Origin of the sequence: Actinoallomurus sp. NPDC052274 (assembly GCF_040679475.1) — a bacterium.
Lineage (GTDB): Bacteria > Actinomycetota > Actinomycetes > Streptosporangiales > Streptosporangiaceae > Actinoallomurus > Actinoallomurus liliacearum.
Genome location: NZ_JBFAUT010000010.1, coordinates 162,054 through 175,289 on the forward strand (window position 1 = coordinate 162,054; position 13,236 = coordinate 175,289).

General features: G+C 68.7%; 17 protein-coding genes and 1 tRNA gene. 11 read left to right on the forward strand and 7 right to left on the reverse strand.

Annotation, left to right across the window (positions count from 1 at the left end; genetic code table 11):
* Nucleotides 1–203: 203 nt before the first annotated feature.
* The 4 genes from AB0K82_RS12100 (at nt 204) to AB0K82_RS12115 (ending at nt 2,970) form a co-directional block, all read left to right on the forward strand.
* Nucleotides 204–698, forward strand: a complete 495-nt coding sequence (locus AB0K82_RS12100) for a cell division protein SepF (protein ID WP_364395677.1) — start codon at nt 204–206, stop codon at nt 696–698.
* A 108-nt stretch (nt 699–806) separates the two neighbouring features.
* Complete coding sequence (locus AB0K82_RS12105; RefSeq protein WP_364395679.1) at nt 807–1,613, forward strand: alpha/beta hydrolase; 807 nt, start codon at nt 807–809, stop codon at nt 1,611–1,613.
* A 65-nt stretch (nt 1,614–1,678) separates the two neighbouring features.
* On the forward strand, nt 1,679–2,053 hold the full coding sequence (locus AB0K82_RS12110; RefSeq protein ID WP_364395681.1) for a hypothetical protein: 375 nt from the start codon (nt 1,679–1,681) through the stop codon (nt 2,051–2,053).
* A gap of 53 nt (nt 2,054–2,106) precedes the next feature.
* Nucleotides 2,107–2,970 carry a sulfurtransferase gene (locus AB0K82_RS12115; protein WP_364395683.1) on the forward strand — a complete coding sequence of 288 codons (864 nt, stop codon included), beginning with the start codon at nt 2,107–2,109 and terminating at the stop codon, nt 2,968–2,970.
* Between the two features lie 103 nt (nt 2,971–3,073).
* On the opposite strand, the gene AB0K82_RS12120 is transcribed toward AB0K82_RS12115, so the two are convergent.
* Together AB0K82_RS12120 and AB0K82_RS12125 are read right to left on the reverse strand one after the other, a co-directional pair.
* Nucleotides 3,074–3,283 carry a hypothetical protein gene (locus AB0K82_RS12120; RefSeq protein WP_364395685.1) on the reverse strand — a complete coding sequence of 70 codons (210 nt, stop codon included), beginning with the start codon at nt 3,281–3,283 and terminating at the stop codon, nt 3,074–3,076.
* Nucleotides 3,284–3,641: 358 nt separating this feature from the next.
* Nucleotides 3,642–4,013, reverse strand: a complete 372-nt coding sequence (locus AB0K82_RS12125) for an SAM-dependent methyltransferase (RefSeq protein ID WP_364395687.1) — start codon at nt 4,011–4,013, stop codon at nt 3,642–3,644.
* A gap of 734 nt (nt 4,014–4,747) precedes the next feature.
* On the opposite strand from AB0K82_RS12125, the gene AB0K82_RS12130 reads away from it, so the two are divergent.
* A complete protein-coding gene (locus AB0K82_RS12130) occupies nt 4,748–5,527 on the forward strand; it encodes a methylenetetrahydrofolate reductase (protein WP_364395689.1) in 780 nt (259 codons plus the stop codon).
* 310 nt (nt 5,528–5,837) lie between these two features.
* Here the strand turns inward: AB0K82_RS12130 and AB0K82_RS12135 are convergent.
* From AB0K82_RS12135 to AB0K82_RS12145, 3 genes are all read right to left on the reverse strand, one after another.
* A tRNA-Ala gene (locus AB0K82_RS12135) sits at nt 5,838–5,913 on the reverse strand.
* A gap of 46 nt (nt 5,914–5,959) precedes the next feature.
* Nucleotides 5,960–6,691, reverse strand: coding sequence for an HAD family hydrolase (locus AB0K82_RS12140; protein WP_364395691.1), 732 nt, complete (start codon nt 6,689–6,691; stop codon nt 5,960–5,962).
* A gap of 43 nt (nt 6,692–6,734) precedes the next feature.
* The gene (locus AB0K82_RS12145) at nt 6,735–6,854 is read right to left on the reverse strand and encodes a DLW-39 family protein (RefSeq protein WP_252785262.1); all 120 of its coding nucleotides are present in this window, start codon (nt 6,852–6,854) and stop codon (nt 6,735–6,737) included.
* Between the two features lie 846 nt (nt 6,855–7,700).
* On the opposite strand from AB0K82_RS12145, the gene AB0K82_RS12150 reads away from it, so the two are divergent.
* Nucleotides 7,701–8,330 (forward strand): HNH endonuclease family protein, encoded by a 630-nt coding sequence (locus tag AB0K82_RS12150; RefSeq protein ID WP_364395693.1) that lies wholly within the window; start codon nt 7,701–7,703, stop codon nt 8,328–8,330.
* 31 nt (nt 8,331–8,361) lie between these two features.
* Here the strand turns inward: AB0K82_RS12150 and AB0K82_RS12155 are convergent, their stop codons facing one another.
* A complete protein-coding gene (locus AB0K82_RS12155) occupies nt 8,362–9,342 on the reverse strand; it encodes a zinc-binding dehydrogenase (protein ID WP_364395695.1) in 981 nt (326 codons plus the stop codon).
* Nucleotides 9,343–9,436: 94 nt separating this feature from the next.
* Between AB0K82_RS12155 and AB0K82_RS12160 the strand changes: the two genes are divergently transcribed.
* The 3 genes from AB0K82_RS12160 (at nt 9,437) to AB0K82_RS12170 (ending at nt 10,984) form a co-directional block, all read left to right on the forward strand.
* On the forward strand, nt 9,437–9,964 hold the full coding sequence (locus AB0K82_RS12160) for an XdhC family protein (protein ID WP_364395697.1): 528 nt from the start codon (nt 9,437–9,439) through the stop codon (nt 9,962–9,964).
* A 200-nt stretch (nt 9,965–10,164) separates the two neighbouring features.
* A complete protein-coding gene (locus AB0K82_RS12165) occupies nt 10,165–10,338 on the forward strand; it encodes a hydrophobic protein (protein ID WP_345366331.1) in 174 nt (57 codons plus the stop codon).
* A 232-nt stretch (nt 10,339–10,570) separates the two neighbouring features.
* Nucleotides 10,571–10,984 (forward strand): hypothetical protein, encoded by a 414-nt coding sequence (locus tag AB0K82_RS12170; protein ID WP_364395699.1) that lies wholly within the window; start codon nt 10,571–10,573, stop codon nt 10,982–10,984.
* On the opposite strand, the gene AB0K82_RS12175 is transcribed toward AB0K82_RS12170, so the two are convergent.
* Entirely contained in the window at nt 10,972–11,865 is an 894-nt protein-coding gene (locus tag AB0K82_RS12175; protein WP_364395701.1) for an aldo/keto reductase, read from the reverse strand. The two genes, AB0K82_RS12170 and AB0K82_RS12175, sit on opposite strands and share 13 nt — an antisense overlap.
* A 320-nt stretch (nt 11,866–12,185) precedes the next feature.
* Here AB0K82_RS12175 and AB0K82_RS12180 point away from each other — a divergent pair, with 320 nt between their 5' ends.
* Both AB0K82_RS12180 and AB0K82_RS12185 read left to right on the forward strand, forming a co-directional pair.
* Nucleotides 12,186–12,581, forward strand: coding sequence for a hypothetical protein (locus AB0K82_RS12180; protein WP_364395703.1), 396 nt, complete (start codon nt 12,186–12,188; stop codon nt 12,579–12,581).
* 276 nt (nt 12,582–12,857) lie between these two features.
* Nucleotides 12,858–13,103: a hypothetical protein gene (locus AB0K82_RS12185; protein ID WP_364395705.1), complete on the forward strand. Its 246-nt coding sequence runs from the start codon at nt 12,858–12,860 to the stop codon at nt 13,101–13,103.
* The last annotated feature ends 133 nt before the right edge of the window (nt 13,104–13,236 follow it).

The window sequence follows — 13,236 nt, forward strand, 5'->3', positions numbered from 1 at the left end:
GGCACCGTCAAGCGCTGACGAGATCCTGCAGAGCCGAGGCCGCCTCATTGGCTACTCTGCGTTATACCAACACAACCCGGTCACGTCAGGTCAGCATCAGCGGCCGGTGTCGCGTACTGCGGCCGCCACGACCGCAGGCGTACGCCCAGGAGCCTTGATGTTCCTGGTGGCTGCGGAAGACTGGGGCCGTGATAGTCGAGACAGTGCGGCCTCGTGACTACAACGACGTCCGGTATGTGGGGCACTACTTCCGTAAGGGCGTTCTGGTCGTGATGGACCTCACGGCGATGACGGACGACGAGGCCAGACAACTCGTCGACTTCTCCGCGGGCCTCATCTGCGGGCGCGGCGGCGACATGGAACGCCTCGGTCCCAAGGTCTTCCTCCTGATTCCCTCGACACCTGCCGAGCCGGGCACCACGACGGGCATCGTGAAGAGGCTGCGGCCACGCGACTACAACGAGGTGCTCTACGTGGGGCACTACTTCCGTAAGGGTGTTCCGGTCGTCATGGACCTCACGGCGATGACGGACGACGAGGCCAGACAACTCGTCGACTTCGCCGCCGGCCTCATCTGCGCACGAGGCGGCGACATGGAACGCCTCAGCCCGAAGGTCTTCCTGCTGGTCCCCGCCGGGCCGACCAAGCCGGACGCCGCCGCACTCCAACCTGGGGAGGCCGCCTCAGAACCCGTTTGACAACGACGGCCGTACGCGATCGCGGCGCGGGCGAAGCGGTCCTGGTTGAGGCCGGCCGGCGATCGTTCCCCGATGAGGGGTCAGATGCCGATTCGCAACGGAGGGCCCATGGTGGACTGGGTGGAACGCATCGTGGTCAGGGACGGGGTCCGCCTGGCGGTCCGCGATTACGGCGGGTCCGGGTCGCCGGTCGTGTTGATCCATGGGCTGGCCGGTCACTCCGGAGAGTGGGATACGACCGCCGGGTGGATGCGGGAGCGACACCGCGTCGTGGCTTTCGATCAGCGTGCGCATGGCGCGAGTGAGCGGCATCCGGCCGATGTGTCCCGAGCGGCCTACGTCGCCGACGTCGTCACCATCATCGACGAGTTGGAATTGGGAGAGCCCGTCCTGATAGGGCAGTCTCTGGGCGGTCACACGGCCATGCTCGCGGCGGCCACCCGTCCCGACCTGGTCCAGGCGTTGGTGCTGGTCGAGGCAGGCTCCGGGAACCCCGACGCCGACCTCCCGAGCGCCATCAAGGATTGGCTCGCGTCATGGCCCGTGCCATTCGGCTCGCAGAATGCGGCGATCGAGTTCTTCGGCGGCGGCCCGGTGGGCTCGGGATGGGCGGCCGGACTGGAGGAACGGCAGGGCGGATGGTGGCCGCGCTTCGAACCGGAGCTCATGGTCCGGTCCGTGGTGGAGCTGTCTCAGCGTTCGTTCTGGCCGGAGTGGAGGCGGGTGTCCTGTCCGACCCTCGTCGTGCGCGCCGAGTCCGGCTTCTTCTCCGCCGACGCCGCGCGCGAGATCGCGCGTGACCGGCCGGACACGACCGTGGTCACGGTGCCGGGGGCCGGTCACGACGTGCACCTGGAGAGACCGGATGCGGTCCGAGCCGCCATCGCGGACTTCCTTCAGGGACTTGGAGGGTGACCGGACGCCACGCCCGTAGGACATCGCCGGGACGGCGCCACGGCGCGCTGGCCGAAGAGGATGTCGTGTGGTTCGACCTGTGGGGGTATTCCGGATTGCACACGGTGCGACGCCTCGCCGTTCACTTGGCAGAGCATGCGGGCGTTCTGCCGGTAAAAAGGGGATCCACGACCTGTGGACGACCGCCAGCACCTGACGTCGCACACCCGGCGAATCAGCACGAATCCTCATGCGACACCGACGAGGCGCCTCCGCACCCGATCCGCCGGCTGATCGCCTTATCCATCGGCGAGGTCCGCCGCCTGTTCAACCTGATCGACAACGACGATCACATGGTTGACCAGGGGCTCTACTGGTCAATCGTCCGGCGCGCCCATCAAGCCGAAGCACGCAGGCACCACGTCAAGCGACGACTGCGCCTCCAGGTCATCCAGATCTAGCTATGTAGTACTAGGATGCGGCCCCGGTTGGCGGGTCCTGAGGAGGGCGTTGCGTGGAACGAGCCGACGAGGCGTTGACAGGAACTGCCCCTGAACCATTCGGCCCGCTCGTTACCGCCGACTGGCTTGCGCGCCGGTTGGGTACGTCCGGCCTGGTCGTGCTTGATGCGTCGGTGGGAGTGCACCGCGGCGCCCCTCGGCGGATCCCGGGTACACGGCCCTTCGACATCGACGGGGCACTGTCCGACCACTCCGATCCGCTGCCCCATGCGATGCCCGGGGCAGATCGGTTCACCGACGAGATGCGCTCCCTCGGACTGGATGACGACAGCACGGTGGTCGTCTACGACACGGCAGGGATCTACTCCAGCGCCCGAGCATGGTGGATGCTCCAGGCGATGGGCTTCGACCGGGTCGCCGTACTCGACGGTGGCCTGCCCGCCTGGGAAGCAGCCGGGCTGCCAGTGGAAAGCGGGCGGCCCGCACCCGCACCGCGCCCTGGGAGCTTCACAGCCCGCCCGCGACCGGGGTGGATCGTCGGCGGCGACGAGGTGACGGCCGCCCTGATCGATCCATCCTCAACGGTCCTCGACGCCCGTTCTCGGGACCGGTTCTCCGGTACGGCCCCCGAGCCCCGCCCGGGATTGCGCGGCGGCCATATGCCGGGAGCGGTCAACCTGCCGTTCGGCGAGGTTCAGCGGGAGGGACTGATGCTGCCCGTCGCTGAGCTGGAAGGCATCTTCGCGGGTCTCGTTGAGGACCGCGAAAAGCTGATCTTCAGCTGCGGTTCGGGGGTCACCGCCTGCGTCCTGGCACTCGCGGCCAGGCTCGCCGGGTACCGGGAGCTGGCCGTGTACGACGGGTCCTGGAGCGAGTGGGGAATTCCCTCGGACCGCCCCGTGGTGACCGGCCGATAGCACGGCGCGGCCGTACGCCGCCGGCGGTGTCGGCACCCGACGGTGCCGCTCTGGCCGGCCCGGGGATCCTGGAGCCTGTGCCCCCACCGGAGGCGCTTCTCGGTCAGCCGGATCGGCGATCGTGACGGGCTCGCCGGTACCAGACTGCGGCGATGGCGGGAATCGGGAGAACGAGGAAGAACAGGTTCCCGGTGAGGGCGGCGAAGAGCGACACGAGGGTGGCAGCGGCGACCGTACGGGCGATGTCCATGCGGAGCGGCGGCAGCGGTCGGTAGTAGAGCCGGGCACCCAGGAGTCGGTCGTCGAGTCGCATCAGCGCGCGGACGGGGTTTCCATGCGCGGCATGCTCACACCTCCGGAGTCCGATGGGCCAACCATAAGCCGCAGGAGCCGGGCCGGCGGGCGGCCGGCCACGGCGTATCCCGGGAAAGACCGGATCCGGTCCGATCCGCCGGCACGGGCTTCCTGCGAGGCCTTGGAGTCTGATCAGCCACGATTGATGCCGAGGCCGCGCCAAAGGCTCGGCGACAGGCCGCTCCGCAAGGCGACTTCTCCCGATAAGGCCTGCGCCGGGGCCGGCTTCACCGAGCGTTGAGCTTCGCCCCCAGACCCCGCTTACGGCTGGAAGTACTCCGACATCAGGCGGCTGACCCATTCCGGCTGCTTGACGTTCACCGGCTGGCCGAGACCGCGTCGAGGCCCACCACCGTCAGTTCGCGGCCGTGGACGGATTCGATGGCGCAGCACGTCACACCGATGCGGTTCGGTCTTCCGGGGCCGCGGCCGGCGAATACGCCAACGGGCGGGAGGTCGGAGCGGCCGCGGTAGGGGCGGGGTTCGCGGTAATCCTCGCGCTCCGGGAACTGGTCGAAGACGAAGAGGACCTCCACGTGGGAGAAGCCCTCCAGACTCTGGAGGCACGCCTCGCCGAAGCGCTCGTCGATGGTGATCGTGCTGCGGACGGCGCCCCAGTTGTCCGTGTGCTGGATATCCGTCCGGTCATTCCGGACCGTACCTATTGGTGTGATCTCGAGGCTCGGCATGGCCAGAGGCTATGCCCAGCGCCCGTCCCAGCGTGGAGGCCATCGGCACCACCGTCGACCACGCCGTGCCTGAAAGCGGAGGGAACCTCGGCCCACGTCGGCGGATCTAAGGCGGATCGAGCCATTGGTGCGGAGACGGGGGCTGGGGCGTGTACGACCACTGGAGACACGTGCATCCCGGGAGCAACCTTCTCGGCCTGATCTGGCTTGTGCCGTTGGTCTACGGTCTCCTCGTCGCCCTGGATCGGCCTCGCGGGTTGGCCGATCACTATGCCGTAAGGCGTGGGATGGGTTATGGCCAGGCACGGCGGTCTGGGGGTTGCCTGGCCGCATTTTCGGCCGTCATGCTCGTAGTCATCTTTTTGTGGGCCTGAGCTTCGCGGGCGGCTGACGACCCCGGCACTTGCTCTCACTGCGGTCCCGGTACTGCCCAACCTGATCCACCATGGCAAACGGCTGGCACCTCCCACCGTCGAGTGGGATATGCCAGCCGTGATTGGCCTCAGCCCTGAGGGAGCTGCGGCATGGCCGACGCGGTGATGTACATCGTGTAGCGGAGGTCGAGCGCTTCGCAGACCAGTTGCACAAGATCGCTTGCGACCAGCGCTGGTCGCAGGCTTCGCGGCACACCGCGAAACGGCTCTTGAAGCAGCTTGCGATCGCCCGCTCGAACGGGCGCGCAGCGGGCACGTCAAACCGGCTGCCGCCTGGAGCGTCGTCGGTAGGGTGACGGCATGCCTGATCGTCGTTTCGAGCTGGTCTGTGAGATCGAACCGCCTGCCCGTCCGGACTTGACGCGGGTGCGTCACCAGATTGGTGTGTTGAGCCCGGTAGCGGACACGTTCTTGATTCCTGACAACCACATTGGGCGGGCGACGGTGTCGAGCGTGGCGGTCGCCCACGAGGTTCAAACGATGGGGGCTCGTGGCATCGCATGTCTGAACTCCCGGGATCGCAACCTGCTGGGGTTTCGCAGGGACTTGCTGACGGCCGCCGCATATGGGGTGGATCGGTTCTTGTTCGTCTATGGCGACAAGCCCACCGCGGGCGGGCGCACCAGCGAGCTGACGGTGCGGGCCATGATCGAAGAAACACGTGGCGCGTCCGAGGATCCAACGTTCGCCGGCTGTCAGCCCTTCCGGGTCGGCGTCACGTCTGGTCTGCGCCCGGTTCCCGCGTGGAAGAGCGCTGCGGACTTTGTGTTCGTCCAGGTCAGCTACTCGGTCGATGCTCTGCTGCGCTGGCGCGAGAGCGTCAGTCTGGATGTTCCTGTCTATGCCGGGGTAATGGTGCTGGCCAGCGCAGGCATGGCCCGTAACCTGGCGGCCGCCATCCCCGACATCGATATCCCCGACCAGTTGGTCGACAATGTTGCGCGAGACCGAGATGCCGGGGTGGACGCGGCATGCGCGCAGGTCTTGGCCATTCGCGACAGCGGCGCTTTCGACGGCGTGCACTTGGTGCCGGTCAGCCGGTACCGAGAGGTCGCAGCGCGTCTCGAACGCGACCTGTGAACGCCTAGCGGACCTCCGCACGGTTCCCCTGCCTGATCATCCCGTCCGTCGTCGTCCCATCCGCCAGGAAAGCAGACCAGGGGCCTCCGGGGAGCGCCACCGGAAGATGACGCCTCAGATGGTCCGGACCTGGCGGGCAACCTCTTGAGCGCCGGTGTCTCAATCTCGACGGCGGCCAAGGCATATCGGCTGCTGCGGGCAATCCTGACCACGGCCGTGGATGAGGACAAGATGCTCCCCCGGAACCCTTGTCCCGGTGGCCTAATGGCCCGACGCCCCCGTCCGAAGATCGGGACGGGGGCGTTTTGGCTGGTGGAGCCACGGGGATTCGAACCCCGGACTTCCTGCTTGCAAAGCAGGCGCTCTGCCAACTGAGCTATGGCCCCTGGAGATCGCCCTACAGCCTACCGGGGGATGGGGGCTGCCCGCTCGTCATGGTGCCACCTGATCGCCGTGCGGCGTGGTGGCGGGGCATCCTACGGCTTCGACGATCATGGGGAGTTCGGTGATGCTGCTGAGGATGTGGGTCGCGCCGGCGGCTTCCAGGCGGGCGCGGTCGTGAGCGCCGGTGAGGGTGCCCGCGACGATGGAGGCGCCCGAACGATGGCCGCTGCGCATGTCGCTCTCAGTGTCACCGCACACGGCGATATGGCGGACGTCGTCGACCTGCACGTGGAGCGCCGCCTTGAGGATCATGTCGGGGTACGGGCGGCCGCGGCCGCCCGCGTCGGCGGGGCACAGGAGCAGGTCGGCGCGTTTCCACCAGCCGAGGGTGTCGATGATGTGGCCCAGCGTCCGGCTGCCGAAGCCGGTCATCAGGCAGATGCGAACTCCGGACGCGGCGAGTGCGTCGATCGCCGCCTCCGCGCCGGGGATCGGGGAGAGGCCGACCCGGTCGATGATGGAGTCGTACGCCTGCTCGAACGCGTGGTTGGCGGCCTGGGCACGGTCCTCGTCCGCGAAGACGTCGCGGAGGATGTCGATTTTGGACCTGCCGCGGGCGGCGTGCACCCGGGCCATGGCACGGCGGTAGGAATCGGTGCCGGCGACGATGCCCTGGGTTACCAGGGCCTCGGTGAAGGCGCGCTCGGCCATTCCGTCGTCGGCGACGGTCGTACCGGCGAGGTCAAGACAGGCGAGCGTGATCCGCGACTCGTCGTCCACGCCCACCCCCCGTATGCCCTCGCCGGCACGGTCAAGACATCTCTCAGCTGTCGGACGACGTCGCCTCGGTCCACAGGTCCAGCTCGGCCCGGTCCTGCTGAAGCCGGCGCCAAACCGCGAAACCACCGAGGGCGACCAGCGCGAGAACGATGAGCTTCTTCACGATGGGAACCCCTTCAAACCTCGACTAGCACTGCGTTACCGCAGCCTAGCAACCACCCCGGCAAGCCCGTGCCGCTTCCCCCCGTGGGTCGCGGAACATCTGGATTCCATGGTTCTTCAGCGTCGAGGCGGTCAATTGCCTCACAATCCCCGTATACCCGGTTGAGGCGCACCTGCGGCGGAGGTATCGGCGTCTCGTTCGCTCGAGAATCGGGGTGAGCTGGGGCCGGACCACTCGGTGGACATCATGTGGACATGGATGAGCCGGGGCGGCGCGGCGGTGAAGGACGACGCCCGGCGCGGGACGTACGGCGCGGATCCGCGGGGCCCCGCGCGGCCTCCCGTTCCGATCAGTCGGTGATCCGCGCTGACCTGCGGTTTCGTATCTGGCGTACGACTCCGGCCCGGTTCCGCGTACGGCGTCCGGATCGACGACGGCCGGGATCACCCTGTCGACCTGAGGATGTTCTCCACCGCCTGTGGATAACCGGCCGTTTCGGCGGTCCGCAGCTCGACTTCGCCGCCACGGGCGCACCCACTTATCCACACACCCTGTGGACAACTCGGGGATCGCCGGGTCGCGGCGGTGCGCCGGAGCGGTGATCCCTTCACCGATCCGCGCCCTCGAGCAGTCCAATCCGCCGACCCCCGGCCGATGGCTCGGCGGGTCGATCACCGGCTCTCCGAACCTTTCCCGGAGTGATGACACCACCGGCAAAGTGCGGTAAATGGCGCTTGTTACCACTTGACTCGCATAACGCCATACCCGGTTCACTCTGTGATCGCTCCGGCGTGGCTCGGGGGAGCGACTCTCGCGCATGGGAAGCCCCCCGAGAGGAGATTGCCCGTGAGACGCGCGATCGCCGTCACCGCCCTCCTGCCCGCTCTCCCCCTGCTGTCCGTCGCCCTCGCTACCCCCGCCTCCGCCGCGCCGCCGTCGCCGCCCACCACGGCGACGGCGAAGAAGGAACTGGCCAGGCTGAAAGTGCGCCGCGAAGGCACGCTCTCCGGGTACAGCCGCGCGAAGTTCCCCCAGTGGATCGACCAGGGCCACGGGTGCAACACCCGCGAGGTCGTCCTGAAGCGCGACGGCGCGCACGTGCGCGTCGGCTCCGACTGCTACCCCGTGAAAGGCCGCTGGTACAGCCCGTACGACGGGAAGTACCTCACCAATCCCCACAAGGTCGACATCGAGCACCTCGTGGCGCTGGCGGAGGCCTGGCGTTCCGGCGCGAGGTCCTGGAGCACCGCCAAGCGCCGCGCCTTCGCCAACGACCTGAAGCATCCCGAGCTGTGGACCGCCGACGATCCCGTCAACCAGCAGAAGGGCGGCAAGGACCCCGCGCGTTGGCTGCCGCCGCGCCGCGCCTTCCGCTGCACCTACATCCGCGCCTACGTCAGCGTGAAGTACGTCTGGGGCCTGTCCGTCGACTCCGCCGAGAAGAAGGCCATCAGCGCGGTGCTCAAGAAGTGCTGAGCACCGCGGATCCCGCCTTACCTCCGGGCCGTCACGGCACCAGGACCACCTTGCCGGCGGTGGCGCGTGTCTCCAACGCGGCATGCGCCGCCGCGGCGTCCTTCAACGCGAACGTCTGCACGGCCGGGACGAGGCGGCCCGCCGCCGCCTCGGCGAGCGCCCTCTCCTGGAGGCCGCGCAGACCACCCGGGCGGCGGAGGATCCCGGGGCCGAGGGCGACGGACGCCGACAGGCTGCGCTTGAACAGGTCGGCGGAGTCGAACCGGATCGGTTCACCGCCGGACCAGCCGAAGACGACCAGTCGGCCCCCGGGGGCGAGCAGGTCGAAGGCGGCCTGTCCGGCCGGTCCGCCGACGCCGTCCAGCAGCAGGGTGATCCCGCGGCCCTCCAGCGCGTCCCGTACCCGGTCCGACCAGTCCGGCGCCGTGTAGTCCACCGCGACGGTGGCCCCGGACTCTCGTACGCGGGCGACCTTGGCGGCACCGCCGGCCAGACCGACGACCGTGGCGCCGAGGTTCCGCGCCGCCTGCACGAGCATCGTGCCGATCCCGCCCGCGGCCGCCGTCACGAGCACCACGTCCTCCGCCGTCGGCTGCGCGACGTCGAGGATGCCGATGGTCATGCGGCCGGTCCCGACCATCGCCACGGCGGCGTCGTACTCCAGGTCGTCGGGGAGCGGGTGCAGGTCCGCAACGTTGGCGACGGCGCGTTCGGCGTAGCCCCCGCTCGCCATGCCGAGATGGACCACCACGCGCCGGCCGAGCCAGCTCTCGTCGACGCCGTCGCCGATTCCGTCGACCACCCCGGCCACCTCACGGCCGGGGGTCATCGGCAGGTCCGGCAGCGCGAACGGCCCCTCGTACGTCCCCCTGCGCAGCATCGTGTCGACCAGGTGCACCCCGCACGCCCGTACGGCGATGCCCACCTGTCCGGCGCCGGGCCGCGGGTCCGGGACCTCCTCGTATCGCAGGTTCTCCGGCGGGCCGAACTCATGCTGTCGGATGGCGTGCACGGACTCTCCCTCGCTCGATCACGTCTGGTGCTCCACCCTGCAACCTCAACCATGCTTCAGGTCAATCTCGCCGGACCCGTGCGAGACTGGCGGCATGGCCGACGGACCCGAGCACGACCCGGCATGCGCCGTCGCGCACGGCGAGGCCCCCGGCGACGTGGGCGACCGTACGCTCGTCGCGGTGTTCGCCTCGCCGGTGGCCGACTGCCTGCTGCGGTTCGGCGGCGAGCTCGGTTACCGATGTCTCCTGCTGGAGCCGGACGCCGAGCGCGCGGCGACGGCGGCGCCCGACTCCGCCGCGGTGGTGACCGCCCCGCCCGCCGACCTGGACGGTACGGCGGACGTCGTCGTCACCGACCACCACCGCTCCGACCTCGGGCTCGTCCTGCGCGACCTGCTGACCCGTGACGTCCGGTGGATCGGCGTGCTCGGCAATCCACGCCACCCCGGCCCGCACGTACGGCTCCTGACGGAGCTGGGCGTGCCGGCCGAGGAGATCGCCCGGGTGCATCGGCCGGTCGGCCTGAACATCGGCTCCCGTACGCCCGCGGAGATCGCCGTCGCGACGCTGGCCGGTCTCATCGCCGACCGCAACGGACGGCCGGGCGGCTTCGCCTTCTGACGTTCTCCTCGCCGCCGCGCCGCGGCGCGTCCGCCGGTACGGGTCGGCTCGCGACGGCTCACCTGCGTCTGTTCACGCCGCGAGTTCACGTATCCACAATTCGTTATTTTCCGGCGCTTGCCGTACGAGCCGTCGCGGCGGATGTTTAACCGCTTTCCTGTCGGTCATGAAGAGGACGCCAGGCCCGAAAGGAGAAAAAAGTGCCCCTCTTGATCGCGGTTCTCATCCTTGCTCTTATCCTCGGCGGTGCCGGATTCGCCGTCCACGTTCTGTGGTGGATCGCGCTCGTCGTGCTGGTGCTGTGGCTGCTGGGCTTCGTGTTCCGCGGCTCGGCGACCTCCGGCGGCCCGCGTCGCCGCTGGTACCGATGGTGAACGTGCCGTCGCGCTCGTGATCTCTGGCGGCCGCCTCCCCGTACGGGAGGGCGGCCGCCAGAACACGGTTCGGCACAAGGGTTTATCGCGGGACTCGACCCATGCCGCTTTACCGGATCGCCGTAGCCACGGTGAACGATGTGAAAGAAATGAAAACAGCCGGCCAATTCCAGTGAACCGGCGAGCATTCGCCGCGGACGGGCCGCCTCCCCGCCCATGCGAGAATCCCGCTGTGGACGAGGATGAGAGCCTGCGGCGGTACGGTCTGCGTCCATCCGCAGGAGATCTTGAACGAATCCGTGAACTGCTGCAGACCCGCACGGCGATGGAACGCCGGCGCCAGGGCGACGGTGACACCGAGTTGATGAAGCTGAGCTGTGTGCAGCTCTTCAACGCGGGCGACCTGGGCGACGTACCGACCATCTGGCGGGCCAAGGAGTCGAGCTGGGACGCCCACTTCTCGATCGATGTGCAACTGCTCTGCGGCGCCGGCCTGGAGGAGACGAAGGAGCACCTGGCGGCCGCCGCCTCCGAGGACGCCTCGGCGGCGCTCGCCTACCTGCTCAGCTGCGAGGCGGCCGGTGACTTCGCGGACTTCTCCGTGGCGTCACAGGGTCGCTGGTATGCCCGGTACTACCTGAGCTGACCCGACAGGCACGCCACCTCCTCGTCGGACAGCCGCAGGGATCCCGCGGCAACGTTCTCGGCGAGATGGTCCGGATCGCCGGTACCCGGAATGACCAGTACGTGCGGCCCCTGATGCAGCGCCCAGGCCAGCCGGACCTGGGCCGGCGTCGCGCCGTGTTCACGTGCGACGGCGAGAACCTGCGCGCTGTCGGTCGTGACGGCACCGGCCTCGCGCCCTTCACCCGCGATGGTGAAGAACGGCACGAACGCCACGCCCTGCTCTCCGCAGGTGCGCAGGAGCGCCTGGGCCTCGGGCGGCGCCCCGACCCCGTAGGCGTTCTGAACGCAGACCACGGGCGCGATGGACCGAGCCTCGGCGAGGTGCTCGGCGGTGGCGTTCGAGACGCCCAGGTGCCGGATCAGACCGGCGTCGCGGAGAGCGGCCAGCACCCCGAAGTGCTCGGCGATCGAGCCGACCGGCCGCCGGGGGATGCGCAGGTTCACCAGGTCGAGATGGTCGCGACCGAGCTGCCGGAGGTTCTCCTCGACCTGGCCGCGCAGCTGCGCGGGTGTGGCCCACCACCACTCACCGGAGGAGTCCCGCCCCGGCCAGACCTTCGTGGCGATGACCAGATCATCCGGATACGGGCTCAGCGCCGTATTGATCAGCTCGTTGACCGACCGCAGCGACGAGAAGTAGAACGCGGCCGTGTCGATGTGATTCACGCCCAGTTCGACCGCGCGCCGGAGCACGCCGATCGAACGCGCGCGGTCGCGCGGCGCACCGAGATCGAAGGCGGCGTCCCCCGTGAGGCGCATCGCGCCCAGGCCGATGCGATTGACCGTCAGGTCACCGAGCCTCCAGGTCCCCGCGGCCGCCGCACCGACGTGTGCGGTCATGTTCAGCGACGCCCCCTTATCGGGACGGCGACGAAACGCATTCGAGTCTCCTTGGCGAGAGTGGCGAGAGTGGCGAGGCTTCAGGCCGAAGTCACTGATCAGGACTCGGCCGGCCGTGACCGAGGGGTCCACCGGCACTGGGCAAGATGCCCTCAGACATCAAAAAAGCCTCCCCGCCGGATGAATTCCGGACCAGGAAGGCTGAACGTTGATAAAGAGCATATCAGGGCCTCAGCGCGCTGTCGGGCGATTCCTGGTTGCGCGACGCGGCCATGGCGGCACGGTTCTCTCTGAAGCTCGACGACAAACAGGGAGTTCACATGCCTGCTGCTGTTACCTTCCGCACCATTGCCGCTGCCGCCGCCGCCCGCCGCTGGGTGGAGATGTGGCGCAACCACAACGACGGCGAGATCCTCTCCGTCCGGGAGGAGCAGGAGAAGATCGCCGCCGTGGCCGGGGAGTTCCTCGGCCGGATCGCGACGGCTCACCGCATCGGGCACCTCTCGGTCGAGAAGAACCCGACCGGGGAATACTACAAGTCGGTCCCGAAGGGCGCGGAGTTCTTCCTGATCAAGGGGGCCGTGCGCCGGGGGTTCGCCTTCAAGCACGGTGAGACCTACTGGATGGGCTACAGCGTCGCCGGCAACGGCACCGAAACGTACGCCTGGCCCGCCACGCCTCAGGAGTACGCCGCGTTCATGGCGTTCTTCCAGTAGGCGCGGCGAGGCGTCGCCGTCCACACCTTCGGGTGCTGGACCCAAGGAGGGCTGCGGGCCCTCCAGCCGCCGAGACGAGAGTCTCGGCGGTTCTTCTTTCCAGGACGCGCCAAGCTCTCCCGAAGCGACCGCGAGGTGAGGTGGCGGCGAGCCCGGGGGAATTCCCGCAGGGAGCGGTGTTGCCGTCTCTCGATCTCCGCAGACGGTAATCGCAAAGCCCTACAACACAGACAGGCGGGTGTGGCCTGCCCACACCCCCAGAATCGGGAGACTGCCATGAAGGCGGAGATCAAGAAGGGCGGACGGGCGCACTTCCCCGGGACCACGACTGTCGAGTGCACCACCGACAGCGCGCGGGAACTGGACCTGTCCGGCATCGCCAATGAGGCGCGTGGCGTGGCCGCGAACGAGTTCGGCTGCGACCCGAAGGACGTCCAAGTGAGCACCCCTACGCTCACGACGGCCGAGGACGGTGACTACCGCATGGACGTCGAGGCGCGGAACACCCGGCGAGGCCGCTGACCGCTCGCCGAGCTTCGCCTTGAGCGGAGCCCGGTCCCACTGACAGCCCTCTCCTCCAGGAGAGGGCTGTCGCATTTCCCCCTTTCGGGTACCGCGGGGCCGCCGGAGAAGGAACCTCAGCACCGACCAGTCC